This is a genomic window from Prevotella sp. FD3004, from assembly GCF_000746155.1.
In the GTDB taxonomy this organism is placed as follows: domain Bacteria; phylum Bacteroidota; class Bacteroidia; order Bacteroidales; family Bacteroidaceae; genus Prevotella.
This window is the reverse complement of sequence record NZ_JQKR01000008.1, coordinates 47,693-67,913: the sequence shown is the minus strand read 5'-3', so window position 1 is coordinate 67,913 and position 20,221 is coordinate 47,693. Positions and strand designations below refer to the sequence as shown.

16 protein-coding genes, 1 tRNA gene and 1 pseudogene are annotated in these 20,221 nt (G+C 52.7%); 14 read left to right on the top strand and 4 right to left on the bottom strand.

Annotation, left to right across the window (positions count from 1 at the left end):
* Positions 1–16: 16 nt before the first annotated feature.
* From T325_RS00540 to T325_RS00525, 4 genes are read left to right on the top strand one after another with little or no spacing between them, the layout of a single operon-like run.
* A complete protein-coding gene (locus tag T325_RS00540) occupies positions 17–5,488 on the top strand; it encodes an alpha-2-macroglobulin family protein (protein ID WP_036909538.1) in 5,472 nt (1,823 codons plus the stop codon).
* A complete protein-coding gene (locus tag T325_RS00535; RefSeq protein WP_036909537.1) occupies positions 5,485–6,555 on the top strand; it encodes a DUF1573 domain-containing protein in 1,071 nt (356 codons plus the stop codon). Before T325_RS00540 ends, T325_RS00535 begins: the two co-directional genes overlap by 4 nt.
* 8 nt (positions 6,556–6,563) lie before the next feature.
* Positions 6,564–7,658, top strand: coding sequence for a methylmalonyl Co-A mutase-associated GTPase MeaB (gene meaB, locus T325_RS00530; RefSeq protein ID WP_036909536.1), 1,095 nt, complete (start codon positions 6,564–6,566; stop codon positions 7,656–7,658).
* Positions 7,655–8,524, top strand: a complete 870-nt coding sequence (locus T325_RS00525) for a 4-hydroxy-3-methylbut-2-enyl diphosphate reductase (RefSeq protein ID WP_036909535.1) — start codon at positions 7,655–7,657, stop codon at positions 8,522–8,524. Before meaB ends, T325_RS00525 begins: the two co-directional genes overlap by 4 nt.
* 66 nt (positions 8,525–8,590) lie before the next feature.
* Here the strand turns inward: T325_RS00525 and T325_RS00520 are convergent, their stop codons facing one another.
* The 3 genes from T325_RS00520 to porQ all read right to left on the bottom strand — a co-directional run bounded on the left by T325_RS00520 (position 8,591) and on the right by porQ (position 11,670).
* Positions 8,591–9,979, bottom strand: coding sequence for an OmpP1/FadL family transporter (locus T325_RS00520; RefSeq protein WP_231622163.1), 1,389 nt, complete (start codon positions 9,977–9,979; stop codon positions 8,591–8,593).
* Between the two features lie 99 nt (positions 9,980–10,078).
* Positions 10,079–10,768: a (d)CMP kinase gene (gene cmk / locus T325_RS00515; RefSeq protein ID WP_036909534.1), complete on the bottom strand. Its 690-nt coding sequence runs from the start codon at positions 10,766–10,768 to the stop codon at positions 10,079–10,081.
* Entirely contained in the window at positions 10,765–11,670 is a 906-nt protein-coding gene (gene porQ, locus T325_RS00510; RefSeq protein WP_051949615.1) for a type IX secretion system protein PorQ, read from the bottom strand. Before porQ ends, cmk begins: the two co-directional genes overlap by 4 nt.
* A gap of 232 nt (positions 11,671–11,902) precedes the next feature.
* Here porQ and T325_RS00505 point away from each other — a divergent pair, with 232 nt between their 5' ends.
* The 10 genes and pseudogenes from T325_RS00505 to T325_RS00460 all read left to right on the top strand — a co-directional run.
* Positions 11,903–12,598 (top strand): energy transducer TonB, encoded by a 696-nt coding sequence (locus T325_RS00505; RefSeq protein ID WP_036909531.1) that lies wholly within the window; start codon positions 11,903–11,905, stop codon positions 12,596–12,598.
* Positions 12,599–12,618: 20 nt separating this feature from the next.
* Positions 12,619–13,593, top strand: a complete 975-nt coding sequence (locus tag T325_RS00500) for a polyprenyl synthetase family protein (protein WP_036909530.1) — start codon at positions 12,619–12,621, stop codon at positions 13,591–13,593.
* Positions 13,593–14,369, top strand: coding sequence for a TatD family hydrolase (locus T325_RS00495; protein ID WP_036909528.1), 777 nt, complete (start codon positions 13,593–13,595; stop codon positions 14,367–14,369). Before T325_RS00500 ends, T325_RS00495 begins: the two co-directional genes overlap by 1 nt.
* Before the next feature lie 55 nt (positions 14,370–14,424).
* A tRNA-Ser gene (locus T325_RS00490) sits at positions 14,425–14,512 on the top strand.
* 140 nt (positions 14,513–14,652) lie between these two features.
* A complete protein-coding gene (locus T325_RS00485; RefSeq protein WP_036909527.1) occupies positions 14,653–15,498 on the top strand; it encodes a MotA/TolQ/ExbB proton channel family protein in 846 nt (281 codons plus the stop codon).
* Positions 15,491–15,850, top strand: a complete 360-nt coding sequence (locus T325_RS00480) for a hypothetical protein (protein WP_051949614.1) — start codon at positions 15,491–15,493, stop codon at positions 15,848–15,850. Before T325_RS00485 ends, T325_RS00480 begins: the two co-directional genes overlap by 8 nt.
* Entirely contained in the window at positions 15,811–16,326 is a 516-nt protein-coding gene (locus T325_RS00475; RefSeq protein ID WP_036909526.1) for an ExbD/TolR family protein, read from the top strand. The genes T325_RS00480 and T325_RS00475 overlap by 40 nt, the downstream gene beginning before the upstream one ends.
* The gene (locus T325_RS00470) at positions 16,323–16,775 is read left to right on the top strand and encodes an ExbD/TolR family protein (protein WP_231622162.1); all 453 of its coding nucleotides are present in this window, start codon (positions 16,323–16,325) and stop codon (positions 16,773–16,775) included. The genes T325_RS00475 and T325_RS00470 overlap by 4 nt, the downstream gene beginning before the upstream one ends.
* A gap of 14 nt (positions 16,776–16,789) precedes the next feature.
* Positions 16,790–17,284 (top strand): Lrp/AsnC family transcriptional regulator, encoded by a 495-nt coding sequence (locus T325_RS00465; RefSeq protein WP_036909525.1) that lies wholly within the window; start codon positions 16,790–16,792, stop codon positions 17,282–17,284.
* 306 nt (positions 17,285–17,590) lie between these two features.
* Positions 17,591–17,836: pseudogene (locus T325_RS00460) on the top strand (sugar transferase); the annotation flags it as partial.
* Positions 17,837–17,874: 38 nt separating this feature from the next.
* Here the strand turns inward: T325_RS00460 and T325_RS00455 are convergent.
* Positions 17,875–20,190 (bottom strand): glycoside hydrolase family 3 C-terminal domain-containing protein, encoded by a 2,316-nt coding sequence (locus T325_RS00455; RefSeq protein WP_036909523.1) that lies wholly within the window; start codon positions 20,188–20,190, stop codon positions 17,875–17,877.
* Positions 20,191–20,221 lie beyond the last annotated feature (31 nt).

Below are 20,221 nucleotides of genomic sequence, written 5' to 3'. Positions count from 1 at the left end.
ATAATAAAAAGCGAAGATGAGAAGAATATTTGCAACCCTAATCATATTGATGATGCCCCTATTGATATTCGGACAATCGTATGCCTCGCTTTGGAAGAAGGTGAAGGAGGCAGAGGAAAAAGACTTGCCTAAGACTGCGTGTGAAGTGCTTCAGAAGATTGTAAAGAAGGCAGAGAAGGGCCACGACTACGGACAGCTGCTGAAAGCAGAACTGCAAAGTGCTCAGATGATGGCCGAGATAGCACCCGACTCGTTGAAACCAGCTATCGAACGTATGCGGCAGCGCGCAGAGACTGAACAGAACGTGGTGCTGAAAACAGTCTATCAGACTGTGCTCTATCAGGTGAGCAGATCCAATACGCCGATGGAGCTGAAAGCTGTCAAGCCTCAGCTGACGCCGGAGCTCTGTGAGCAGTTGGCCAAGGTGAAGGATAAAACCTACGCCCCCTTTGTGATTGAGGGTGTCGACTCAAAGCTGTTCGGCCACGACCTGCTGAGTGTGGTAGGCTATGCGTTAGACGAGTATAACCCCCTGTATGAGTATTATGCCAAGAAGGGCAATCGCTCTGCGGCTTGTATCACAGCTGCCAGAGCCTATGAGTATGCTCCGGTGGAGCAGATCGACTCGCTCATCAGTGTGTATCAGGACGTGCCCGAGGCAGGCGAATTGGCTTTGGTGCGTTATGACCGCATCAGGTATGATTCAGATGTGCCAAAGGCCGAGAAACTGGCTTATATCCGTGAGGCTCTCGGCAAGTGGGGCTCGTGGAAACGCATGGGTATCCTGCGCAATGCAGAGCAGGAACTCATCAATCCCCAGTTCCAGATCTCTTTTGATCATCGCGTCGTCAGACCGCAGGAGACGCAGAAGGTGACCCTGCAGGAACTGCGCAACATTACAGGACTGACACTGACCGTCTATCGCCTGAAAGCCAATGGCGACTTGAAGGCCGACATAGATTCGGAGGAGGGCTACAAGAAGATTGTGCCTCTGCTCGATGGCGTTGCCGACAAGGTTGAGCGTCAGTATACCGGTCGTCAGGACTATGAGCTCTTTGAAGACTCCCTGACCATCGGAGGCCTGCCCATCGGTGTCTATATGTTGGAGTTTACCAGTAGTGCCAACACTAAGCCCTCGCGTCATCTGTATTATGTGACGGATGTGTTTACCATCTCTGAGGCCCTGCCAGAAGGTAAGGGCATCCGTTATGTGGTGGTGAATGCTACGACGGGACAGCCTATCGCAGGTGCTCATCTTACCATCAGAGAGCAGTTAAGCTATAACGAATACAAGACCCACGAAGGCGTGACAGACGCCAAGGGCGAATATATCGGTAAACTGGACGGCGAGCGCCATCGCAGAGAAGTCTATGCCTACACTGATACCGACAAGGCATGTCCGGAGATGACGCAGGCAGGCGTTTACCGCTATCTCGATGAGGATCGTCAGGTAAACCGTACCAGTGTCTATACCGATCGCGGCATCTATCGTCCGGGTCAGACCGTGCATGCCTCAGCCCTGATCTATGAAGTCAGGAATGGTTTCGAACACCAGGTTAGAGAGCATAAACCTGTGAAGTTCGTGTTGCGCAATGCAAACAATAAAGTCGTTGAGGAGAAACAAGTGCTTAGCGATGCGTATGGTGTGGCCGCTGTCGACTTCACGTTACCGGAGAAAGGTCTCACGGGTCAGTTCCGCATTCAGGTTAACGGCGAGACCCTGATTATTCATGTTGAGGAATACAAGCGTCCTACGTTCCATGTAGACTTCCCAGAGGTGAAGCAGGCCTATGCTGCTGGTGATACCATCACAGTAGAAGGTACCGCTCTGAGTTATGCCGGTGTGCCCCTTCAGGATGCTAAGGTCAGCTATAAGGTGGTACGTCGTACAGCCCTCTGGTGGTGGTCCTACAGTCGTTACTGGGATACAGAGGCGCTGAACTACAGTCAGGAGGGTGAGGAACTGTTGAACGAAGAGACGATCACCGACCAGGAAGGTAAGTTCAAGGTCAGAATGCCCCTCAGTCTGCCTGAGAGCAGTTCCCCGATGTTCTATCAGTTCGTGGTGACTGCCGATGTGACAGATGTGGCTGGTGAGACACGTACAGGTCAGCTTTCACTGCCTTTGGGTAATCGTAAGACGGCCTTGAGCGTGGATATGGCAGAGAAAATCCTGTTGGAAGAAAAGTCTACGGCAACCTTCCATTTGCTGAATGCCGCAGGTCAGGACCTGGATGCTGAGGTGAACTATCAGATAGACGGTGGTTCATGGCAGAAAGCCAGGACCAATTCTCCCCTTTCTATTTTAAACAAAAAATTAACTTCAGGCAAACACACCCTTGACGCCATTTGCGAGGGAGATACCATCCGTCATGAGTTTGTGCTCTTCTCGCTCGACGATACCAAGCCTGCAACAGAGACCGACAACTGGTTCTATCAGTCGGCTGCGCAGTTCCCCAACGACGGTAGTGCCGTGACCGTTCAGGTGGGCTCTTCTGATAAGGACGTGCATCTGGTGTATGGTCTCTTTGCCGGTACGAAGATCATAGAGATGGGATCCAAAGACATGAGTAATGAACTGCTGAACCTGAAGCTCAAGTATGACGAAGCCTATGGCGACGGTTTACTGCTGAGCTTCGCCTGGGTGAAGAACGGCCAGTGCTATACCCACACCGTACGGATACTGCGCCCATTGCCCGACAAGCATCTCTCGCTCGAGTGGGCCACCTTCCGCGATCGCCTTACACCTGGTCAGAAAGAGGAGTGGACATTGAAGATAACGGATGCAGAAGGCCGTCTGGCAGACGCTCAGCTGATGGCAACGCTCTACGATCAGAGTCTCAACCAGATTGTCCAGCACCAATGGAGTCTGCAGCCTGATGTGCTGTTCTCTATGCCAAGAACCAACTGGCAATATTCCATGTCTTATAGCCGGTACGACTTTGTCAGAAAGCCATGGCGTGGTGCCTCGACCTATGAGTTCGACTTCAGTCGTTTCGACGAGCGTGTGTTGCCATCGGTGTATGGTTATAGTCTCCGCCGTTATTCCCGTGGCGTGATGCTTGAGAGCAAGGGATTCGACAATAGTGTTGACTTGGCAGAGGTGGTAGGCAATGACACCAAGGTCTTTGATGTGGCTGCCGAGCCCAAGATGATGGAAGCTAGTATTGTGGCAGATGTGGAATTGTCGGTGTCGTCGGTGGAGGAAGAAAAGACAGACGATATACAGCTTCGTGAGGATCTCAACGAGACAGCCTTCTTCTATCCCCAGCTGACCACAGACGAGAAGGGACAGGTGGCCTTGAAGTTCACGCTTCCTGAGAGTCTCACTACGTGGCGCTTCCTGGGTCTGGCACATACAAAGGATCTCTGTTATGGACAGATAGAGGCGACAGCAGTGGCGCAGAAGGATGTGATGATACAGCCCAATGTACCACGTTTTATCCGTGAGGGTGATGAGGCTACTATCTCTGCGCGTATCTTCTGCTCGGCTACGCCGCTTGGTTCGTCCAAGACTACAAGCGAGAAGTTACTTAATGGAACAGTCACACTGAAGTTGACAGATCCGGAGACCAATGCTGTGGTGTTTGAACAGAAAAAGAATGTCAAGATGAAGGCCGGTGCCACTGTACCAGTATCCTTTGAAGTGCGGCCCCAGGGGTTGTCGAAGGGACTCCTCATCTGTCAGATGACGGTGAGTGGCAAGGGCTTCTCAGACGGCGAACAGCACTATCTGCCCGTTCTGCCTTCTACAGAACGTGTCACAGTAACATTGCCGATCACACAGCATCAGGCAGTAACAGAAACGATAGACCTTTTAAAGCTGGTGCCTGCTGATGCCCAGAATACCAAACTGACACTCGAATACACCAATGATCCTGCTTGGCTGATGATTCAGGCACTGCCTGCCATTGGTCAGCCCATCGATGATAATGCCATTTCACAGGCTGCTTCTTACTATGCCAACAGCCTTGGCCGTCATGTCATCAGTCAGTATCCGCAGGCTAAGACCGCCTTCGCCCTCTGGAAACAGGAGAAGGGTGAGGACACTTCACTGACAAGTGCCCTTGAGAAGAATCAGGAACTGAAAGACCTGCTGCTCAGTGAGACCCCTTGGGTGATGGATGCTGATAATGAGACAGAACAGAAACAGCGGTTGGTAGACTTCTTCGACGACAACCTCATGCAGAACCGTATCAGTACGGCACTCGGCAAACTCGGTAAGCTGCAGCTCTCTGATGGCTCGTGGACCTGGTGGCAGGGCATGCCCGGCTCGTTCTATATGACGGTAGCTGTCTCTGAGATGCTGGTACGCCTGAATGCGATGGCTGGTAAGCAAAGCGATGTGGAGAACATGCTCAGCAGCGCTTTCAGTTTCATGGGACAGAAGATTGTCGATGAAGTGAAGGAACTGAAGAAACAGGAGAAGGAAAATCATCAGGTGTCCTTTCCCAGTTTCAAGACCCTGCAGTGGCTCTATCTTGTCACCCTCGACGGCAGACAGCTGCCTGCAGAAGTGCAGTCGGCCAACGACTACCTGCTGAAACTTCTGAAGAAGGATGTCAAGTCGCAGTCTATCTATGAGAAGGCACTGACGGCGGTGATCCTTTCCAAGAGCGATGCCAAGCGTGCCTTAGAGTACGCCCAGTCGTTGAAGGAATATACGGTCTATCGTGAGGAGATGGGACGTTACTACGACACTCCGCGTGCCGGCTATTCTTGGTACGACTATAAGATACCTACACAGACGGTGGCTATCGAGGCGCTCCAGAGACTTGTCCCCGAAGATCAGCAGACCATCGATGAGATGCAGCGCTGGTTGTTGCAGGAGAAGCGTACTCAGGCATGGGATACGCCTATCAATAGTGTGAATGCAGTGTATGCGTTCCTTGCCTCTCGGCCCTTGAGCCTGTCGAATGATGCCCTCTCCGTGATGAAGGTTGACGGTAAGCCAATGAAGATGCCTAAGGCCACAGCTGCCATCGGTTATGTGAAGACAGACATACCTGCAGAGAGTAAGACCCTGACCATCGACAAGAAGAGCGAAGGAACCTCGTGGGGCGCTGTCTATGCGCAGTTCACTCAGGCTACGAAGGGTATCACTGATTCTGGCAGCGCACTGACCGTCAAGCGTGAGATACTTCCCGTATCACCGGCGAAGGGCTTGGCTGTAGGTGATCGTGTGAAAGTACGACTGACTATCACTGCTGACCGGGACTACGACTTCGTACAGGTCATTGACAAGCGGGCTGCCTGCATGGAACCCGTCCGTCAGTTGAGTGGTTATCACAGTGGCTCCTATTGTGCACCGAAGGACAATGCTACGAACTATTACTTCGACTGTTTGTCGAAAGGCAGACATGTCATCGAGAACGAATACTATATTGATCGTCCGGGAACCTACGAGACAGGCACTTGTTCTGTAGAGTGTGCCTACGCTCCAGAGTTCCGTGCCGTCACTAAATCGCAAACAATTACAGTCAAATGAAAATATTAAGAATTATTGGTTTATCATTTATCATTTCCCCGTTATTCATTAGCGAGGCGCACGCACAGCGCCTGACCGTTGAGAATGCTATAGTAGAGTGTGGCCGTACAGGCTTCGAACAACCCATTACAGCCACCTTTGAGCTCAAGAATAAAGGGCGTAAGCGTCTTGTCATCGAGAGTGTCAAGCCCGATTGTGGCTGTACGGCTGTCGAGTATCCCAAAGAGGTAGGCGCAGGCGATAAGTTCAAGATCACCATGACCTACGATGCCCGTCAGCTGGGACACTTCCATAAGATGGCTGCCGTGAAGAGCAATGGTTCCAAGACGCCTGTCTATCTCACCATGAAGGGTATCGTGATTCCTGAGATGGTAGACTACCGCGGCAACTACCCCTTGACAATGGGTGAGTTGTTGCTCGACAAGAACGAGCTGGAGTTCGACGATGTGAACAAGGGCGATGCGCCTATGCAGGAGATACATATCTTTAATAACGGGTCGCAGACCATGCAGCCCAACGTGATGCATCTGCCCCCATACCTGTCAGCTACGGTAGTACCCGAGAAACTGGCTCCCAACCGTGGTGCCACGATTACCGTGACCCTCCACTCCGACAAGTTGCGCGACTACGGTCTGACACAGACCTCTGTCTATCTGGCCAAACATCTGGGTGATAAGGTGAAGCAGGAAAATGCCATTGGTGTGTCTACCATCCTCTTGCCCGACCTGAAAGACTTCCAGAGTATTAATAAGGATCAGGCGCCCCAACTGCAGATGTCAGCGACTGACGTCGACTTCACCGACTTCGGTGGTAAAGCCAAGAAGACGGCCACTGTCAGCCTGCAGAACGTTGGCATGACGGTGCTGAAAATCTCTTCACTCCAGTTGTTTACCGAGGGACTCAAGGTGACGCTGGGCAAGAGTGAACTCGAACCGGGACAGAGCACGAACCTGAAGATAACAGGTATTGCCGAGGATCTGGCGAAGGTGCGTACGCGTCCCCGTATCCTGATGATTACCAACGACCCTGATCATGCCAAGATTGTCGTTAACATCCGTCTCAAATAGAATAAACAATGGATCATCCCGAGAATAGCTCAGAATATGCAGGCTTGCAGGTGAACAGTGGTGTGAAGCAGCCGCCCATCATCAATCCCTACCTGAAGCGGAACCGTCGTCGTGAACTCTCTGCAGCAGAGATGGTAGAGGGTATCGTCAAGGGCGACGTCACAATCCTGTCGCAGGCAGTAACGCTTATCGAGAGTGTCAACCCCGACCATCAGGCCAAGGCGCAGGAGGTCATCAACAAGTGTCTGCCCTATAGTGGCAACAGTGTGCGTGTGGGCATCAGTGGTGTGCCGGGAGCAGGAAAGTCTACCAGTATCGATGAGTTTGGTGTCCATGTGCTCCGTGAGAAAGGCGGCAAACTGGCGGTATTGGCTATCGACCCTTCCAGTGAGCGTACCAAAGGTTCTATCTTGGGCGATAAGACACGCATGGAGAAGCTGGCGCAGCATCCTGCGTCGTTCATACGTCCTAGTCCGTCGGCAGGCTCTTTGGGCGGTGTGGCCCGTAAGACCCGTGAGACCATCATCCTCTGTGAGGCTGCAGGCTTCGACAAGATTTTCGTAGAGACGGTGGGTGTAGGTCAGAGCGAGACGGCTTGTCACTCTATGGTCGACTTCTTCCTGCTCATCCAGGTGGCAGGTACGGGTGATGAGTTACAAGGCATCAAGCGAGGCATCATGGAGATATCCGATGGCATCGTCATCAATAAGTGCGATGGTGACAATGTGGATCGCTGTCAGATGGCAGCCACCAACTTCCGCAATGCCCTCCATTTCTTCCCCATGCCCGAGAGCGGCTGGTTGCCCAAGGTGCTGTGTTACTCAGGTTTCTATGGTACAGGTGTGAAAGAGATCTGGGATATGATCTACGAGTACATCGCCTTTGTCAAGGCCAATGGTTACTTCGACTATCGTCGCAACGAACAGGCAAAGTACTGGATGTATGAGAGCATCAACGAGCACCTGCGCCTTAACTTCTACAATAATCCTGCCATTAAGGCACAGCTCTCTTTGGCTGAGCAGACAGTGCTGTCGGGGCATAAGACCTCGTTTGTTGCGGCACAGGATTTGCTGGATATGTATTTTGAAATACTGAAGAAATGATACAGATAGAAATAGACAACGGCAGTGGCTTCTGCTTTGGAGTGACCACCGCCATCAAAAAGGCCGAAGAAGAGCTGGCCAAGGGCACGAAGCTCTATTGTCTCGGTGATATTGTGCATAATGGTATGGAGTGTGAGCGTCTGCGTGAGATGGGACTCATTACCATCAACCACGACGAGATGCGCCAGTTGCACAATGTCAAGGTGTTGCTCCGTGCTCATGGTGAGCCCCCTGAGACTTACGAACTGGCCCGTAAGAACAATATCGAGATTATCGATGCCACCTGTCCTGTGGTACTCCAGCTCCAGAAACGCATCAAACAGCAGTACGACGGCTCTGAGACTCCGGGCGATGCCCAGATTGTCATCTTCGGCAAGAAAGGTCATGCTGAGGTGTTGGGTCTCGTAGGTCAGACGCAGAGTACGGCCATTGTCATCGAGAGTTTCGACGAGGTGACCAAGCTCGACTTCTCACGCGACATCTATCTGTATAGTCAGACCACGAAGTCGCTCGACGAGTTCCATCGCATCATCGACTATATCCAAAGTCATATCTCTAAGGATGCCACCTTCAAGAGCTTCGACACCATCTGTCGTAACGTGGCCAACCGCATGCCGAACATCTCGCAGTTTGCCACCAGGCACGACCTCATCCTCTTCGTCTGTGGCCGTAAGAGTTCCAATGGTAAGGTGCTTTTCAACGAGTGTCTGCGTGTGAATCCTAACACCCATCTGATTGAAGACCCTCAGGAGATACAGCCCGAATGGCTTGAAGGCATACAGACCGTCGGCATCTGTGGCGCCACCAGCACTCCCCGCTGGCTCATGGAACAATGCCGTGATGCCATCCTTAGGATGCAACAATAAAAAAGAATCCCCGCTCAGCCGAGCGGGGATTTCTTTATGTATGTGGTCTCAGAGTTTGTCGAAGGATTAGAACTTATAATCCAGACCCACACCGATGACGTTGTTGGTGCGGCTGTAGACATCCTGGCCGGGATAGCCAGTGCCTTGGTAGCCACCCTGTTCAGCGGTGAACTCACGGGTGTAGTCGCTGTAGAGGGTGATGAAGTAACCGGCGTTGAGGCGCAGCTTATCGCTGATGTTCCAGGCACCACCCACACCAATGCTATAGCTGTCGCAGGCGAACGAGGTGTTCTGCTGGTAACCGTCGGCCAGACCATAGTCGGTGCGCTGTCCACCACAGCTCACGGTAAACTTCTTGTTGATGTCCCACTCGATACCTGCGAGGAACTCGTTGGTGCCATGGGTGAGCTCTTTCTGACGGTCGCCAGCCATCACAGCGTGCTTGTCGTCGAAGAAATGATACTCGAGGGTGGCACGCAGCTGTGGGGTGAACTCATAGCCTACAGCCAGCGAGAGCAGCGAGGGCATGTCGTAACGCACGTGGACGCCGTCGGCATAGGGAGCAGCCAGTTCGCCCAGCTCCTCAGGCAGTTCCTTGGTGTCGTTCTTGGTGTTTATCTTCGTGCGGAACTCATAGCGCGCAGTGAGGTTGAGGGCCCCTTTGTGATAGTCGAAGCTCACGATGGGAGCCACGCCGATGCCGCGCTGTGTGCAGTCGAGGTTGAGATCGGCCAGCGTGGTGGTGGCAATCAGCGGATTGGTGCCTATCGCCTTGAGGCGGACACGGCTGTAGCCGTCGTAGTAGTTGGCGCGCAGACCGATGGCAGCGGCAAACTCGTCGGTAACGCGATAGGTGAAGTTCACCTGTGCGCCGTAGATGTACTGCTTACCCTTCACCTCAGAGTCGATGTCGTACATCTCGGGGGTGATGACGAGCAGAGGAGCCTCGGGGTTCATCATCTTGGCAGTGAGGGTCTGTTTGAAGATGGAGCCCATCACGAGGGCGTTGAACATGGGGATGCCTTCACTGTACTTCACGAAGCCGCCACTGCCCACGATGCCGATCATCGACGAGATGGCCCAGCGGTCTTTCTTGTATGAGGCGAACAGTGCTGGCACGATAGGTGCTGAGGCCACACCCTCGAACTTCTTGTTTTGAAGCCCTTCGTATCCGTGGTCGTAAACACCAGGGTAGGCGAGGAAATGAGGGATGGTCGTGGTGATGTCGCGGTTCTGCCAGGGTTTCTGGAAGTTGAGCGAGAGTTGGAAGCCTTCGTGCCCCCATGCCAGACCTGCTGGGTTGGAGTAGGCGGCGTCGATGTCGAAAGTGGCGCCACGTGCCATCATGCGGTCGAAGGCGATGTGATAGTTTGTGTTGGTCATCAGTCCACCGGCCATAGAAACGGTGGAGAAAGTCATGGCACATACGGCCATAAAAAGAAATTTTCTCATCATTATTATCTAATAAAATTGTTTTCGGCTGCAAAGGTAGCAATAAAAACCGAGAAAAACAGAAATAATGATGAGAAAATCGTATAAAAGGAACAAAATCGCTTATGCTGTGCGCTCGTTAAAGCGGTCGAGCAGCCACTGCTTCTGTTCAGCGATGGTCATGTTCGAGTTGTCGAGTTCCAGAGCGTCGTCGGCCTTGCGCAGGGGCGACACCTCACGATGAGAGTCTATGTAGTCGCGCTCCTCTACGTTCTTCAGGATGTCGTCGAAGTCGGCAGGCATGCCCTTGGCCTTCAGTTCGTCGTAGCGACGCTGGGCACGTACCTGAGCAGAGGCAGTGACGAAGATTTTCAGTTCTGCATCGGGGAACACGGTTGTACCGATATCACGACCATCCATCACCACGCCCTTGTCCTTACCCATCTGTTGCTGTTGAGCCACCATGGCTGCGCGTACAAAACCTACGGCTGCGATCGGACTCACATGGTTAGAGACTTCGAGCGAACGGATTTCCTTCTCTACATACTCGTCATTTAAATAGGTGTCTGGGCGTCCTGTCTCGGGGTTGAACTTAAACGAGATGTGAATGTTGGGCATCTCGGCCTCAAGAGCCTGTGTGTTCACGCTTCCATCCTCATGAAACAGTCCCTTGCGCAGGGCGTAGAGAGTGACGCTGCGATACATGGCACCGGTATCTACATAGACATACCCCACCTCACGGGCGAGGTCCTTGGCCATGGTGCTCTTTCCGCACGACGAGTGGCCATCGATGGCAATAGTTATTTTCTTCATAATGCGTATGATATATTAATTAAAATCGAAGATGTGCTGACGTGATATTTGCCGTAGGCCACGTGCAGCTTAAGGCGTTCCAGTGAGAGACCTGCGCCCAGCGAGAGTCCTGCACCATGAGAGGCGGCTCCTTCAGAGTCGGATATCTTCATCTGGCTGACACGTCGGAAGTTGTAGCCTGCAGCTACATAGATGTTACTGCTCAGCAGAATATCGGCACCCACGGCCAGATGTCGCCCGAAGGCCTCGTCCCAGTCGGTGAGGCGGCTCATCGTGGCGTGGAACCTAAGGGGCGCCCCCTGTAACTGCTTGCTCACCCCCACCTGCAGGTCGAAGGGTATGCGCTCGAACTCCTCGTCGTAGGCTTTTACCTGTCCACCGAGGTTACGGGCCACGGCCGACAGGCTCCATGCCGTCTCTTCATCGTAATAGTTCAGTCCTAAGTCTACCCCTACGGCCAGCGAACTGTAGCCTGCGATATGGGAAGAGATGAGTTTTGCCGTGATGCCACCGCTGATGGTGTTGGAGAGGGCATATGCAAAAGTTCCGCCGATGGCCCAGTCCTTAGCCGAGAAAGTACCCAGGTCTTCGTTGTTGGCTGTGGTCTGCTTCATGCTGCCATAATCCATATATTGTCCTGTCACGCCCCACGTGCCTCTGTCGCCAGCCCCTTTGATGAAAGCGGCGCTGGCCGTCTTTGCCCCTTCCATGTAGGTCATGTAGTTCAGGTTGATGGTGCGGTCGCTTACGCCATTGATCAGGGCGGGGTTGTGGAAGATGAGCGTGGCATCATCGTCGGTCAGCGTGATGTTATCGCCTCCTACAGCAGCCACATGCGCACTGACGGGCAGTCTCAGGAAGTTATAGGCAGTCTGGCTCTCCTGACTGAAAGCTGGTAGCATAGAACAGTGAATGGCAAATAGCACTATCACCACTCTCAATCGCCATCTGACCTCATATATACGAAATAAACTATTCACTGATAACAATTCACTATTTTGCCTTTTTCGGGCACAAAATTACAAAAATATTCTTAATTAAAGGTCTTTTTTACCTTTTTACTTTTTTACCTTTTTACTTTTTATTATCTTTGCAGGCAAGTTTTAAATATAACGGCCAAAAGCCGGATTTATTATGGAAGTCAAGAAGAGTCGTGAGGCAGATATAGAGCAGCGACGGGTGCAAGGGTTCCTGCTGGGCCTGATTGTCGTGCTCGCCTCCCTGTTCGTGGCACTCGAATGGAACAGCTCAGACAATGGCTGGGCGTTCTTCGAGGACGATGACGACCTGGAGGCGGAGATGGAGCTCTCGCCTCTGAAACGCGACAAGGATGAGATACCGATGATGATGCCACAGGAGCAGAAAGTGGAGAAACCGGAGTCGGAACAGCTGCGACTGGTCGACGAGGACGTGGAACTGCCCTCAGAGACTCAGCAGATGGAGCAGGAGCAACTGCCTGATCCCGAGAAAATGGCAGAAGAAGAGAAACCCGAGGTAGTCGATATGTACGATGAACCGGTAGACTTCCGTGTGGTAGAAGATCTGCCCCAGTTCCCCGGAGGTGCCTCGGAGTTTATGAAGTGGCTTACTAAGAACCTGAAATACCCTGCTTCAGCGCAGCAGCAGAAGGTGAAGGGCAAGGTGGTGGCGCAGTTCATCGTCAATCAAGACGGGTCGGTGTCAGATCTGGAGCTTGTCCAGCATTTGGATGCGGCCTGCGACCGCGAAGTACTGCGTGTGCTGCGTATGATGCCTAAATGGCAGGCAGGTGTGATGAATGCCAAGCCCTGTCGTACGAAAGTCTGCATCCCTGTGGTGTTCAACATGTAAATAAATTATTTAAATATAAAATGTACAAATCAGAAGAATTACTTAAAAAGGTAAATGCGGCGCTCGACGGTCTGGCCTATGACCGAAAGCCCTTTACCCTGTATGAACCAATCAAGTATGTACTATCGTTGGGAGGAAAGCGTGTCCGCCCTGTATTGATGCTGCTGGCCTATAACCTCTATAAGGACAATCCAGAGAGCATCATGACCCAGGCCATTGGCTTGGAGACCTATCATAACTTTACGTTGCTGCACGACGACCTGATGGACAATGCCGACATGCGTCGCGGTCACGAGACGGTACATAAGAAGTGGGATGACAATCAGGCCATTCTCTCGGGTGATACCATGCTGCTGCAGGCCTTCGAGCGTATCGAGGCATGTGAGGTAAGCAAGGTGAAGGACGTGTTCCATACCTTCCTCATTACTACCTATGAGATTGGTGAGGGACAGCAGCTCGACGTGGAGTTTGAGACTCGCAACGATGTGCGTGAAGAAGAATATATCGAGATGATTCGTCTGAAGACAAGCGTGCTTCTGGCATGTGCCGTGAAGATTGGTGCCATTCTGGCCGGTGCGTCGAAAGACGATCAGGACAATCTCTATAAGTTCGGTGAGCAGATTGGTCTGGCCTTCCAGCTTCAGGACGACCTGCTCGATGTCTATGGCGACCCGAAGGTGTTTGGCAAGAACATCGGTGGCGACATCACCTCGAACAAGAAGACCTATATGCTTATCAATGCCTATAACCGTGCCAACGACGCTCAGCGCAAGGAACTCGAGAAGTGGATCTTCGCCAAGGAGTTCGATCGTAATGAGAAGGTGAAGGCCGTGACAAAGCTCTACGACGAGATAGGTATCCGTCAGCTCTGTGAGCAGAAGATGGAAGAGTGCTATCAGCTGGCCTTGAAGTATCTGGCCAAGGTGAACGTACCCGAGGAGCGTAAGGCCGAACTGAAGGCCTATGCTGCTGAGATGATGACCCGCCAGAGCTGATGCTTCGTTTCATCGACACCCATTGTCATCTGGACGGCGAGGAATTCCGTGAAGACCTTGATGCCGTTGTAACCCGTGCCCAGGAGGCAGGGGTGGCGGCTATTGGTATCCCCGGCATCGACCTCAAGTCATGTCAGACGGTTATCGACCTCTGTCATCGTTATCCGGGCTACTGCTATCCCATGCTCGGTCTCCATCCTGAGGAGGTGCGCAGCGACTGGCGCGAAGTACTGACGGCCATATACCCTGTAGTGCGCGAGGCCGTTGCCATTGGTGAGGTGGGTCTCGACTTCTATTGGAGTCGTGAGTTCGAGCAAGAGCAGCTGGAGGCTTTTGAGCAGCAGGTACGCTGGTCGGTAGAGTTGCAGTTGCCATTGATGATTCATTGTCGCAAGGCGCAGAATGAGATGGTGTCCATTCTCAAACGCTATAAGAATGATCTGCCGGGAGGCGTGTTCCATTGTTTTACAGGCAATGAGTTGGAAGCAAAAGAACTGTTGCAGTTCGAGCGTTTCGTGTTGGGCATCGGAGGTGTGCTCACCTTCAAGAAGTCCCATCTCCCAGAGGTGCTTCCCGCTGTTGTCCCCCTAGATCGTATTGTACTTGAGACCGATGCCCCATACATGGCTCCCGTCCCCATGCGAGGTCAGCGCAACGAACCGGCCTTTGTGGCTCATGTGCTGCGCAAACTGGCAGAGGCTTATGGTGTCAGCGAGGAGGAAGTGGCAGAGAAGACGACCCAAAACTGCAAAAAAGTATTAAATATAAATGTTTAAGCCCTTTAATCTGAAGTAAAAACGCTATCTTTGCAGACCGAAGTTAGCGAAACAAGGAGAGGTGCTCGAGTGGTTGAAGAGGCACGCCTGGAAAGCGTGTAACCGGCAAAACCGGTTCGCAGGTTCGAATCCTGTTCTCTCCGCATGGTATAGACAGGATTCAAAGCTCCGAGGCAAAATGCTGAGGATGTCCTGTTCTCTCCGCAAGGATTTGACAGGATTCAAAGCTCCGAGGCAAAGAGCCGAGGATGTCCTGTTCTCTCCGCATTTGACAGATATCATTATGAAAAGACTGACTATTCTGTTTTCACTGGTAGGCTTGCTTGTCATGACGCAAGTCTCGTATGCTCAAGACAAGACTCCCCAACAAGATACAGCTCTCGTTGCAGACACTGTTGCTGCGGCTGAATCCTTAGCTGTGACTGACTCATTGGCAGCAGAGGCCATGGTCATCGACGATGCTGAGGCAGCTGACGAAGAGGGAGGTTTCCACAAACAGTTGAAGACCAAGTTCATCGACGGTAACGTCGGGTTCATGTCGCTCGTAGCCCTGGCCCTAGTGCTGGGTCTGGCTTTCTGCATTGAGCGCATCATCTACCTGACACTCTCAGAAATCAAGTCCTACAAGTTGCTCGAGGATATCGAGAAACATCTGCAACAGGACGATGTAGAGGGTGCCAAGACCCTTTGCAGGAACACGCGTGGCCCTGTGGCCTCAGTCTGCTATCAGGGTCTGCTTCATATCCACCAGTCGATGGATGCCATCGAGCGTTCCATCACCAACTACGGAGGTTTGCAGGTAGCCAATCTCGAAAAGGGTTGCTCGTGGATCAAGCTCTTCATCGCCATGGCCCCTTCATTAGGTTTCCTTGGCACGGTGATTGGTATGGTGATGGCCTTCGACCAGATTCAGCAGGCAGGCGATATCGGTCCTACCATTGTAGCGCAAGGTATGAAGGTAGCGCTCATCACCACCATCTTCGGTATCGTGGTAGCCCTCATCCTGCAGCTCTTCTACAGCTACATACTCTCCAAGATAGAGCGCCTGACGTCTCAGATGGAAGAGTCGGCCATCAGTCTGCTCGACATGATAACAGAGTATAAGTTAAAGGGTAAGAAAAATGAATAGTTTCGTATCGCCTTTCCTGGCCGATGTCATGCTTGGTCTGATGTACCTGGTGACGGCTGTTGCACTCGGTGTGACGGCCTATAGCGTGTGGCATGGCATGCGTACACGGCGCAAGGGCGACGATATCATCAATGGTGTGCCTGCAGGCAAAATCGGGTGGTGCGTAGCCATCGGTCTGGTTGTCTGTCTGGTGCTCACCTTCCTCTTAGGCTCGTCAAAGCCTGTCATGACCAATGGCATTCTGTATACAGATGCCCTCTGGCTCAGGCTGACAGATATGTTTATCTATACTTCAATCCTTCTGATCCTCGGATGTTTCGTAAGCGCTATCGTCAGCAGATTCCGGAGTTGAACACCACGTCGACAGCCGACATCTCGTTCATGCTCCTGATATTCTTTCTCGTGACATCATCGATGGACACGGACAAGGGACTCTTGCGCCAGATGGCCCCTCCGCCTTTGGAGCATGAGCAGCCTAAGAATATCAACAAAGACCATGTGCTGCGCATAGAGCTCGATGCCCATAACCAGCTTACCTGTGATGGCAAGGCGGTCACCGCCCGGCAACTCACCGACGAGGTGATGGCTATGGCCTCTGTCAATCCCACAGGACATGCAGTGACGATACAGGCCGACCGTGAGACCACCTACGACGCCTATTTCCAGATGCAGGAGGCAGTGGTCAAGGCCTATTATACCCTGCGCAACGACTATGCCCGTCGTCACTATGGGTGCGACTACAGCCGCCTGTCGGCCGATGAGCGCACGACGGTCAACGAGCATTATCCCCAGCGCATCAGCGAAGACCTGAAAGGAGGTGGCCAATGAGACCCATGAAGAGCAAGTTCCATACCAGTCGCCACGGCGTACCCTCGCTGAATGTGGCCTCTATGCCCGACCTCATCTTCACGGTGCTGTTCTTCTTCATGATTGTCACCCACATGCGCAGCGACGAGGTGAAGGTGCGTCTGGAAGTGCCCCAGGGCACCGAGGTACAGAAGCTGGCCAATAAAGCCTCTGTCATCAATATCTATATCGGCCGGCAAGACGATAACACATGGGGCGTACAGCTCAATGGTGATCTGGTGATGCCCGAGGAGATCCCTGCCCGTATCGAACATATCCGTGCAGACATGTCACCCGCCAACGCCGAACACCTCACCGTCAGTCTGCGTGCTGACCGGCATACGCCGATGGGCATCATCCACGACGTGAAGCAGGCCCTTCAGCAGTGCTATGCCCTGCGCATCAATTACAGTGCAACTCAAATCAAATAAAACATATATAGCTTATGAGTAAAATCGATAAACTTGACAAACAGATTCTACAACTGATCTCTGCCGATGCACGTATTGCATTCCTGGAGGTGGCACGTGCCTGTGGTGTGAGTGGCGCAGCTATTCATCAGCGCATTCAGAAACTCACGTCAATGGGCGTACTCAAAGGCTCAGAGTTCATCATCGATCCAGAGCGTATAGGCTACGAGACCTGTGCTTATATCGGTCTGAACCTGAAAGACCCTGAGAAGTTCGACGAGGTGGTTGAACGCCTGAAGGAAATCCCAGAGGTGGTGGAGTGTCATTACACCACTGGTAACTTCGATATGTTCATCAAGATTTATGCTTACAATAATCACCATCTGCTCACCATTATCCACGACCGTCTGCAGCCTCTGGGTCTTGCCAGCAGCCAGACGCTCATTTCCTTCCACACAGCCATCAGCCGCCAGTTGCCCATCGATGGTCTTGTACTGGAGAGCGACGACAAACTTTCAGAATCAGAGTAAGAAATAAATGATAAATCCCCGCTCGGTTGAAGCGGGGATTTATTTTTTTTCTATTTTCTTTGGTGGTGTCCTTTTTTTTTCTCTATCTTTGCAAATGCGAATCAACAACCAACACTGGATGTCAGTAAGGGGAAAAGACTTATCGCTACCAATTAACGCCAATAACCATATCCGCCTAAAACCTTAGGATGGTGTCCCCCTCTTGTTGTGTAATTATATAAACATCAGTCAAATAGTCTTGCTTTGTATCCTGCTGGCCGGTGCCTATCTCTATTGGGCTAGACCCTCTGCCACCGTTATTGGAAGCTTGCCCATACGAAGATGTATTCCGAACTGATAGACAAGTACATGGTGCGCCACTTTATCAAGCCCGGCATTACGGGGTGGGCGCAAGTCACGGGCTACAGAGGGGAGACCAGGGAAGTGTGGCAGATGGAAGGGCGCGTGCAGCGTGACATCTGGTATATGGAGCACTGGACTTTCTGGTTAGACTGCCGCATCATTTGGCTCACTATCAAGTCCTTTTTCGTCAGAGACAAGAATGCATATTAAAAAAATCCCCGCTCGATTTGAGCGGGGATTTTTTATGTTTAGAGCGCCTTGGAGGTGGGCTCGGTGTATTCACTCAGGGTGAGCTGGGCAGTAGCAGGAAGGTTGCGACTGCTGTTGCCGATGAGGAAGGTGTACTGACCTGCCTCGGTGAGCCATTGTGAGCCTGTCTCGTCGAACGATGCCAGATCGCGCACGGGAATGGTCATGGTGAGTGTCTGGCTCTCGCCGGGCTGCAGCTCACGGGTCTTGGCAAAGGCCTTCAGCTCGTGGGACGGCTTTTCCAAGCGGGCCTGTGGGGCCTTGACATATACCTGAGCCACTTCCTTACCAGCGCAAGAACCGGTATTCTTGACGGTGACCGTCACCTCTACTGCGGTCTTACCCTTTGCCTTCACCACAGGCTTCGAGAAACTGAAGGTGGTGTAGGAGAGACCGAAACCGAAAGGATAGGCTACTTCTTTCTGATAGGTGTCGAAATAACGATAACCCACATAGATGCCCTCTTCGTGGTTGGTATAGGCATGTCCTGGGATTGGTTGCTTGTTGGCTGTCATATCCTTGAAGCTGTAGTAGTCGAGCTGACCAGGGAAGTTCTTCGTCGAGAGGTGGTCGGTGGCGGCGATGGGCCATGTCATGGTGAGCTTGCCAGAGGGGTTCACCTTGCCGGTGAGCAGGTCGGCAATCGAGTTGCCGCCCTCCATGCCTGGCTGCCAAGCGCAGAGAATGGCATCGGGGTAACTGCTCCATGAGGCGGTCTCGATGACACTGCCTGAATTGATAATCACGATGACGGGCTTGCCTGCGGCATGGAAGGCGTTGCACACGTCGGTGATGAGGGCACGCTCCTCGGCGATGAGGTTGAACTCGGTGTCGATGTCGCGATCGACACCTTCACCTGCCTGGCGACCGATGGTGATGATGGCTGCATCGGCAGTCTGCACCTCGTTGTTGATGGCGATGGGTGAGAGGCCGATCTCCGGATATTTCTGCTGACCGAAATACTCGCGCTGATACCACTTGGCGGGATGACGCTCGGCTTGGAACTTGACCTTTGCGAACTCGATGTACTTGCGATAGATGTCGGTGAGAACGGGTGATGACTGGATGCCTGCGTTCTTCAGACCTTCAAGCATGTCGACTACATAAGGTGGATGTACGCAGCCAGATCCTGTGCCGCCAGAGAGGAAGTCGTAGGAGTTCTCGCCAAACAGGGCGACGGTCTTGATGGCATTGTCCTTCCAAGGCAGGGTGCCGTTGTTCTTCAGCAGTACGATGCCCTCGGCAGCCGTCTGACGGGTGATGGCGGCATGAGCCTTGAAGTCGGGGGCGTTGTTGGCTGGATACTTGTGGAAACTGGGCGTCTTGACGATGTACTCGAGCATGCGACGCACATTGCGGTCGACATCGGCGATGGCGAGGGTTCCGTTCTTCACACCAGCGATGATCTCTTCGACCTGAGCGGGCTGGCCCGGCTCCATGAGGTCGTTGCCTGCCTGTACCTCGCGGATGGTGGGCAGACCTTCGCGGATGCCAATCCAGTCGGTCATGACGATGCCCTTGAAGCCCCAGTCGTCGCGGAGGATCTTGGTGAGCAGGTCGTGGTTACCCATCGAGAACTCACCGTTCACCTTGTTATATGATGCCATGATGGTCCAGGGGTTGCTCTCGCGGACTGCAATCTCGAAGCCGCGGAGATAGAGCTCACGGGCTGCACGCTGAGAGACGCGCTCGTCGACAGAGGTGCGGTCGGTCTCCTGTGAGTTCACAGCGAAGTGCTTGGCAGAGACGCCTGCACCCTGACTCTGTACGCCGTTGATATAAGCTGCGGCAATCTTACCGGTGAGCAGGGGGTCTTCTGAGTAGTACTCGAAGTTGCGACCGCAGAGGGGATTGCGATGGAGGTTCATGCCAGGACCCAGGATGACATCGCAGCGATATTCCTTGGTCTCATTGCCGATGGCCTCGCCCACACGTCCTACGAGTTCGGTGTTCCAGGTGGAAGCCAGACAGGAACCAATGGGGAATGCAGTGGCATAATAGGTCTTGTCGGTGCCTGGGCGGGTGGGGTCGATACGCACACCTGCAGGGCCGTCGGTGAGTACTGTGGCTGGGATGCCAAGACGGGGGATGGCAGGGGAGGTGCCGGCAGCACCTGCCACGAGGTCGGCCTCGCCGCCTACTACGGCATTGGCGCCGAAGAAGTTGTTTGCACCGCCAACCAGAAGTTTGGCTTTCTCCTCAAGGGTCATGGCCTTAAGTACTTCGTCGATGTTTGTTGCCGAGAGTTGCGGCTGAGCATTTGTTGTCATAGCGAATGTGGTAGCTAGTAAACAAGATGTTAGTAATTTCTTCATTTTTTTATTGTTTAGTGTTTATAGTCGATAG

Bases quoted from the DNA above. Each gene is read 5' to 3' on its own strand.
- T325_RS00540 (WP_036909538.1), top strand. From the start codon at position 17: ATGAGAAGAATATTTGCAACCCTAATCATATTGATGATGCCCCTATTG.
- T325_RS00535 (WP_036909537.1), top strand. From the start codon at position 5,485: ATGAAAATATTAAGAATTATTGGTTTATCATTTATCATTTCCCCGTTA.
- meaB (WP_036909536.1), top strand. From the start codon at position 6,564: ATGGATCATCCCGAGAATAGCTCAGAATATGCAGGCTTGCAGGTGAAC.
- T325_RS00525 (WP_036909535.1), top strand. From the start codon at position 7,655: ATGATACAGATAGAAATAGACAACGGCAGTGGCTTCTGCTTTGGAGTG.
- T325_RS00520 (WP_231622163.1), bottom strand. From the start codon at position 9,979: ATGATGAGAAAATTTCTTTTTATGGCCGTATGTGCCATGACTTTCTCC.
- cmk (WP_036909534.1), bottom strand. From the start codon at position 10,768: ATGAAGAAAATAACTATTGCCATCGATGGCCACTCGTCGTGCGGAAAG.
- porQ (WP_051949615.1), bottom strand. From the start codon at position 11,670: ATGCTACCAGCTTTCAGTCAGGAGAGCCAGACTGCCTATAACTTCCTG.
- T325_RS00505 (WP_036909531.1), top strand. From the start codon at position 11,903: ATGGAAGTCAAGAAGAGTCGTGAGGCAGATATAGAGCAGCGACGGGTG.
- T325_RS00500 (WP_036909530.1), top strand. From the start codon at position 12,619: ATGTACAAATCAGAAGAATTACTTAAAAAGGTAAATGCGGCGCTCGAC.
- T325_RS00495 (WP_036909528.1), top strand. From the start codon at position 13,593: ATGCTTCGTTTCATCGACACCCATTGTCATCTGGACGGCGAGGAATTC.
- T325_RS00485 (WP_036909527.1), top strand. From the start codon at position 14,653: ATGAAAAGACTGACTATTCTGTTTTCACTGGTAGGCTTGCTTGTCATG.
- T325_RS00480 (WP_051949614.1), top strand. From the start codon at position 15,491: ATGAATAGTTTCGTATCGCCTTTCCTGGCCGATGTCATGCTTGGTCTG.
- T325_RS00475 (WP_036909526.1), top strand. From the start codon at position 15,811: ATGTTTCGTAAGCGCTATCGTCAGCAGATTCCGGAGTTGAACACCACG.
- T325_RS00470 (WP_231622162.1), top strand. From the start codon at position 16,323: ATGAGACCCATGAAGAGCAAGTTCCATACCAGTCGCCACGGCGTACCC.
- T325_RS00465 (WP_036909525.1), top strand. From the start codon at position 16,790: ATGAGTAAAATCGATAAACTTGACAAACAGATTCTACAACTGATCTCT.
- T325_RS00455 (WP_036909523.1), bottom strand. From the start codon at position 20,190: ATGAAGAAATTACTAACATCTTGTTTACTAGCTACCACATTCGCTATG.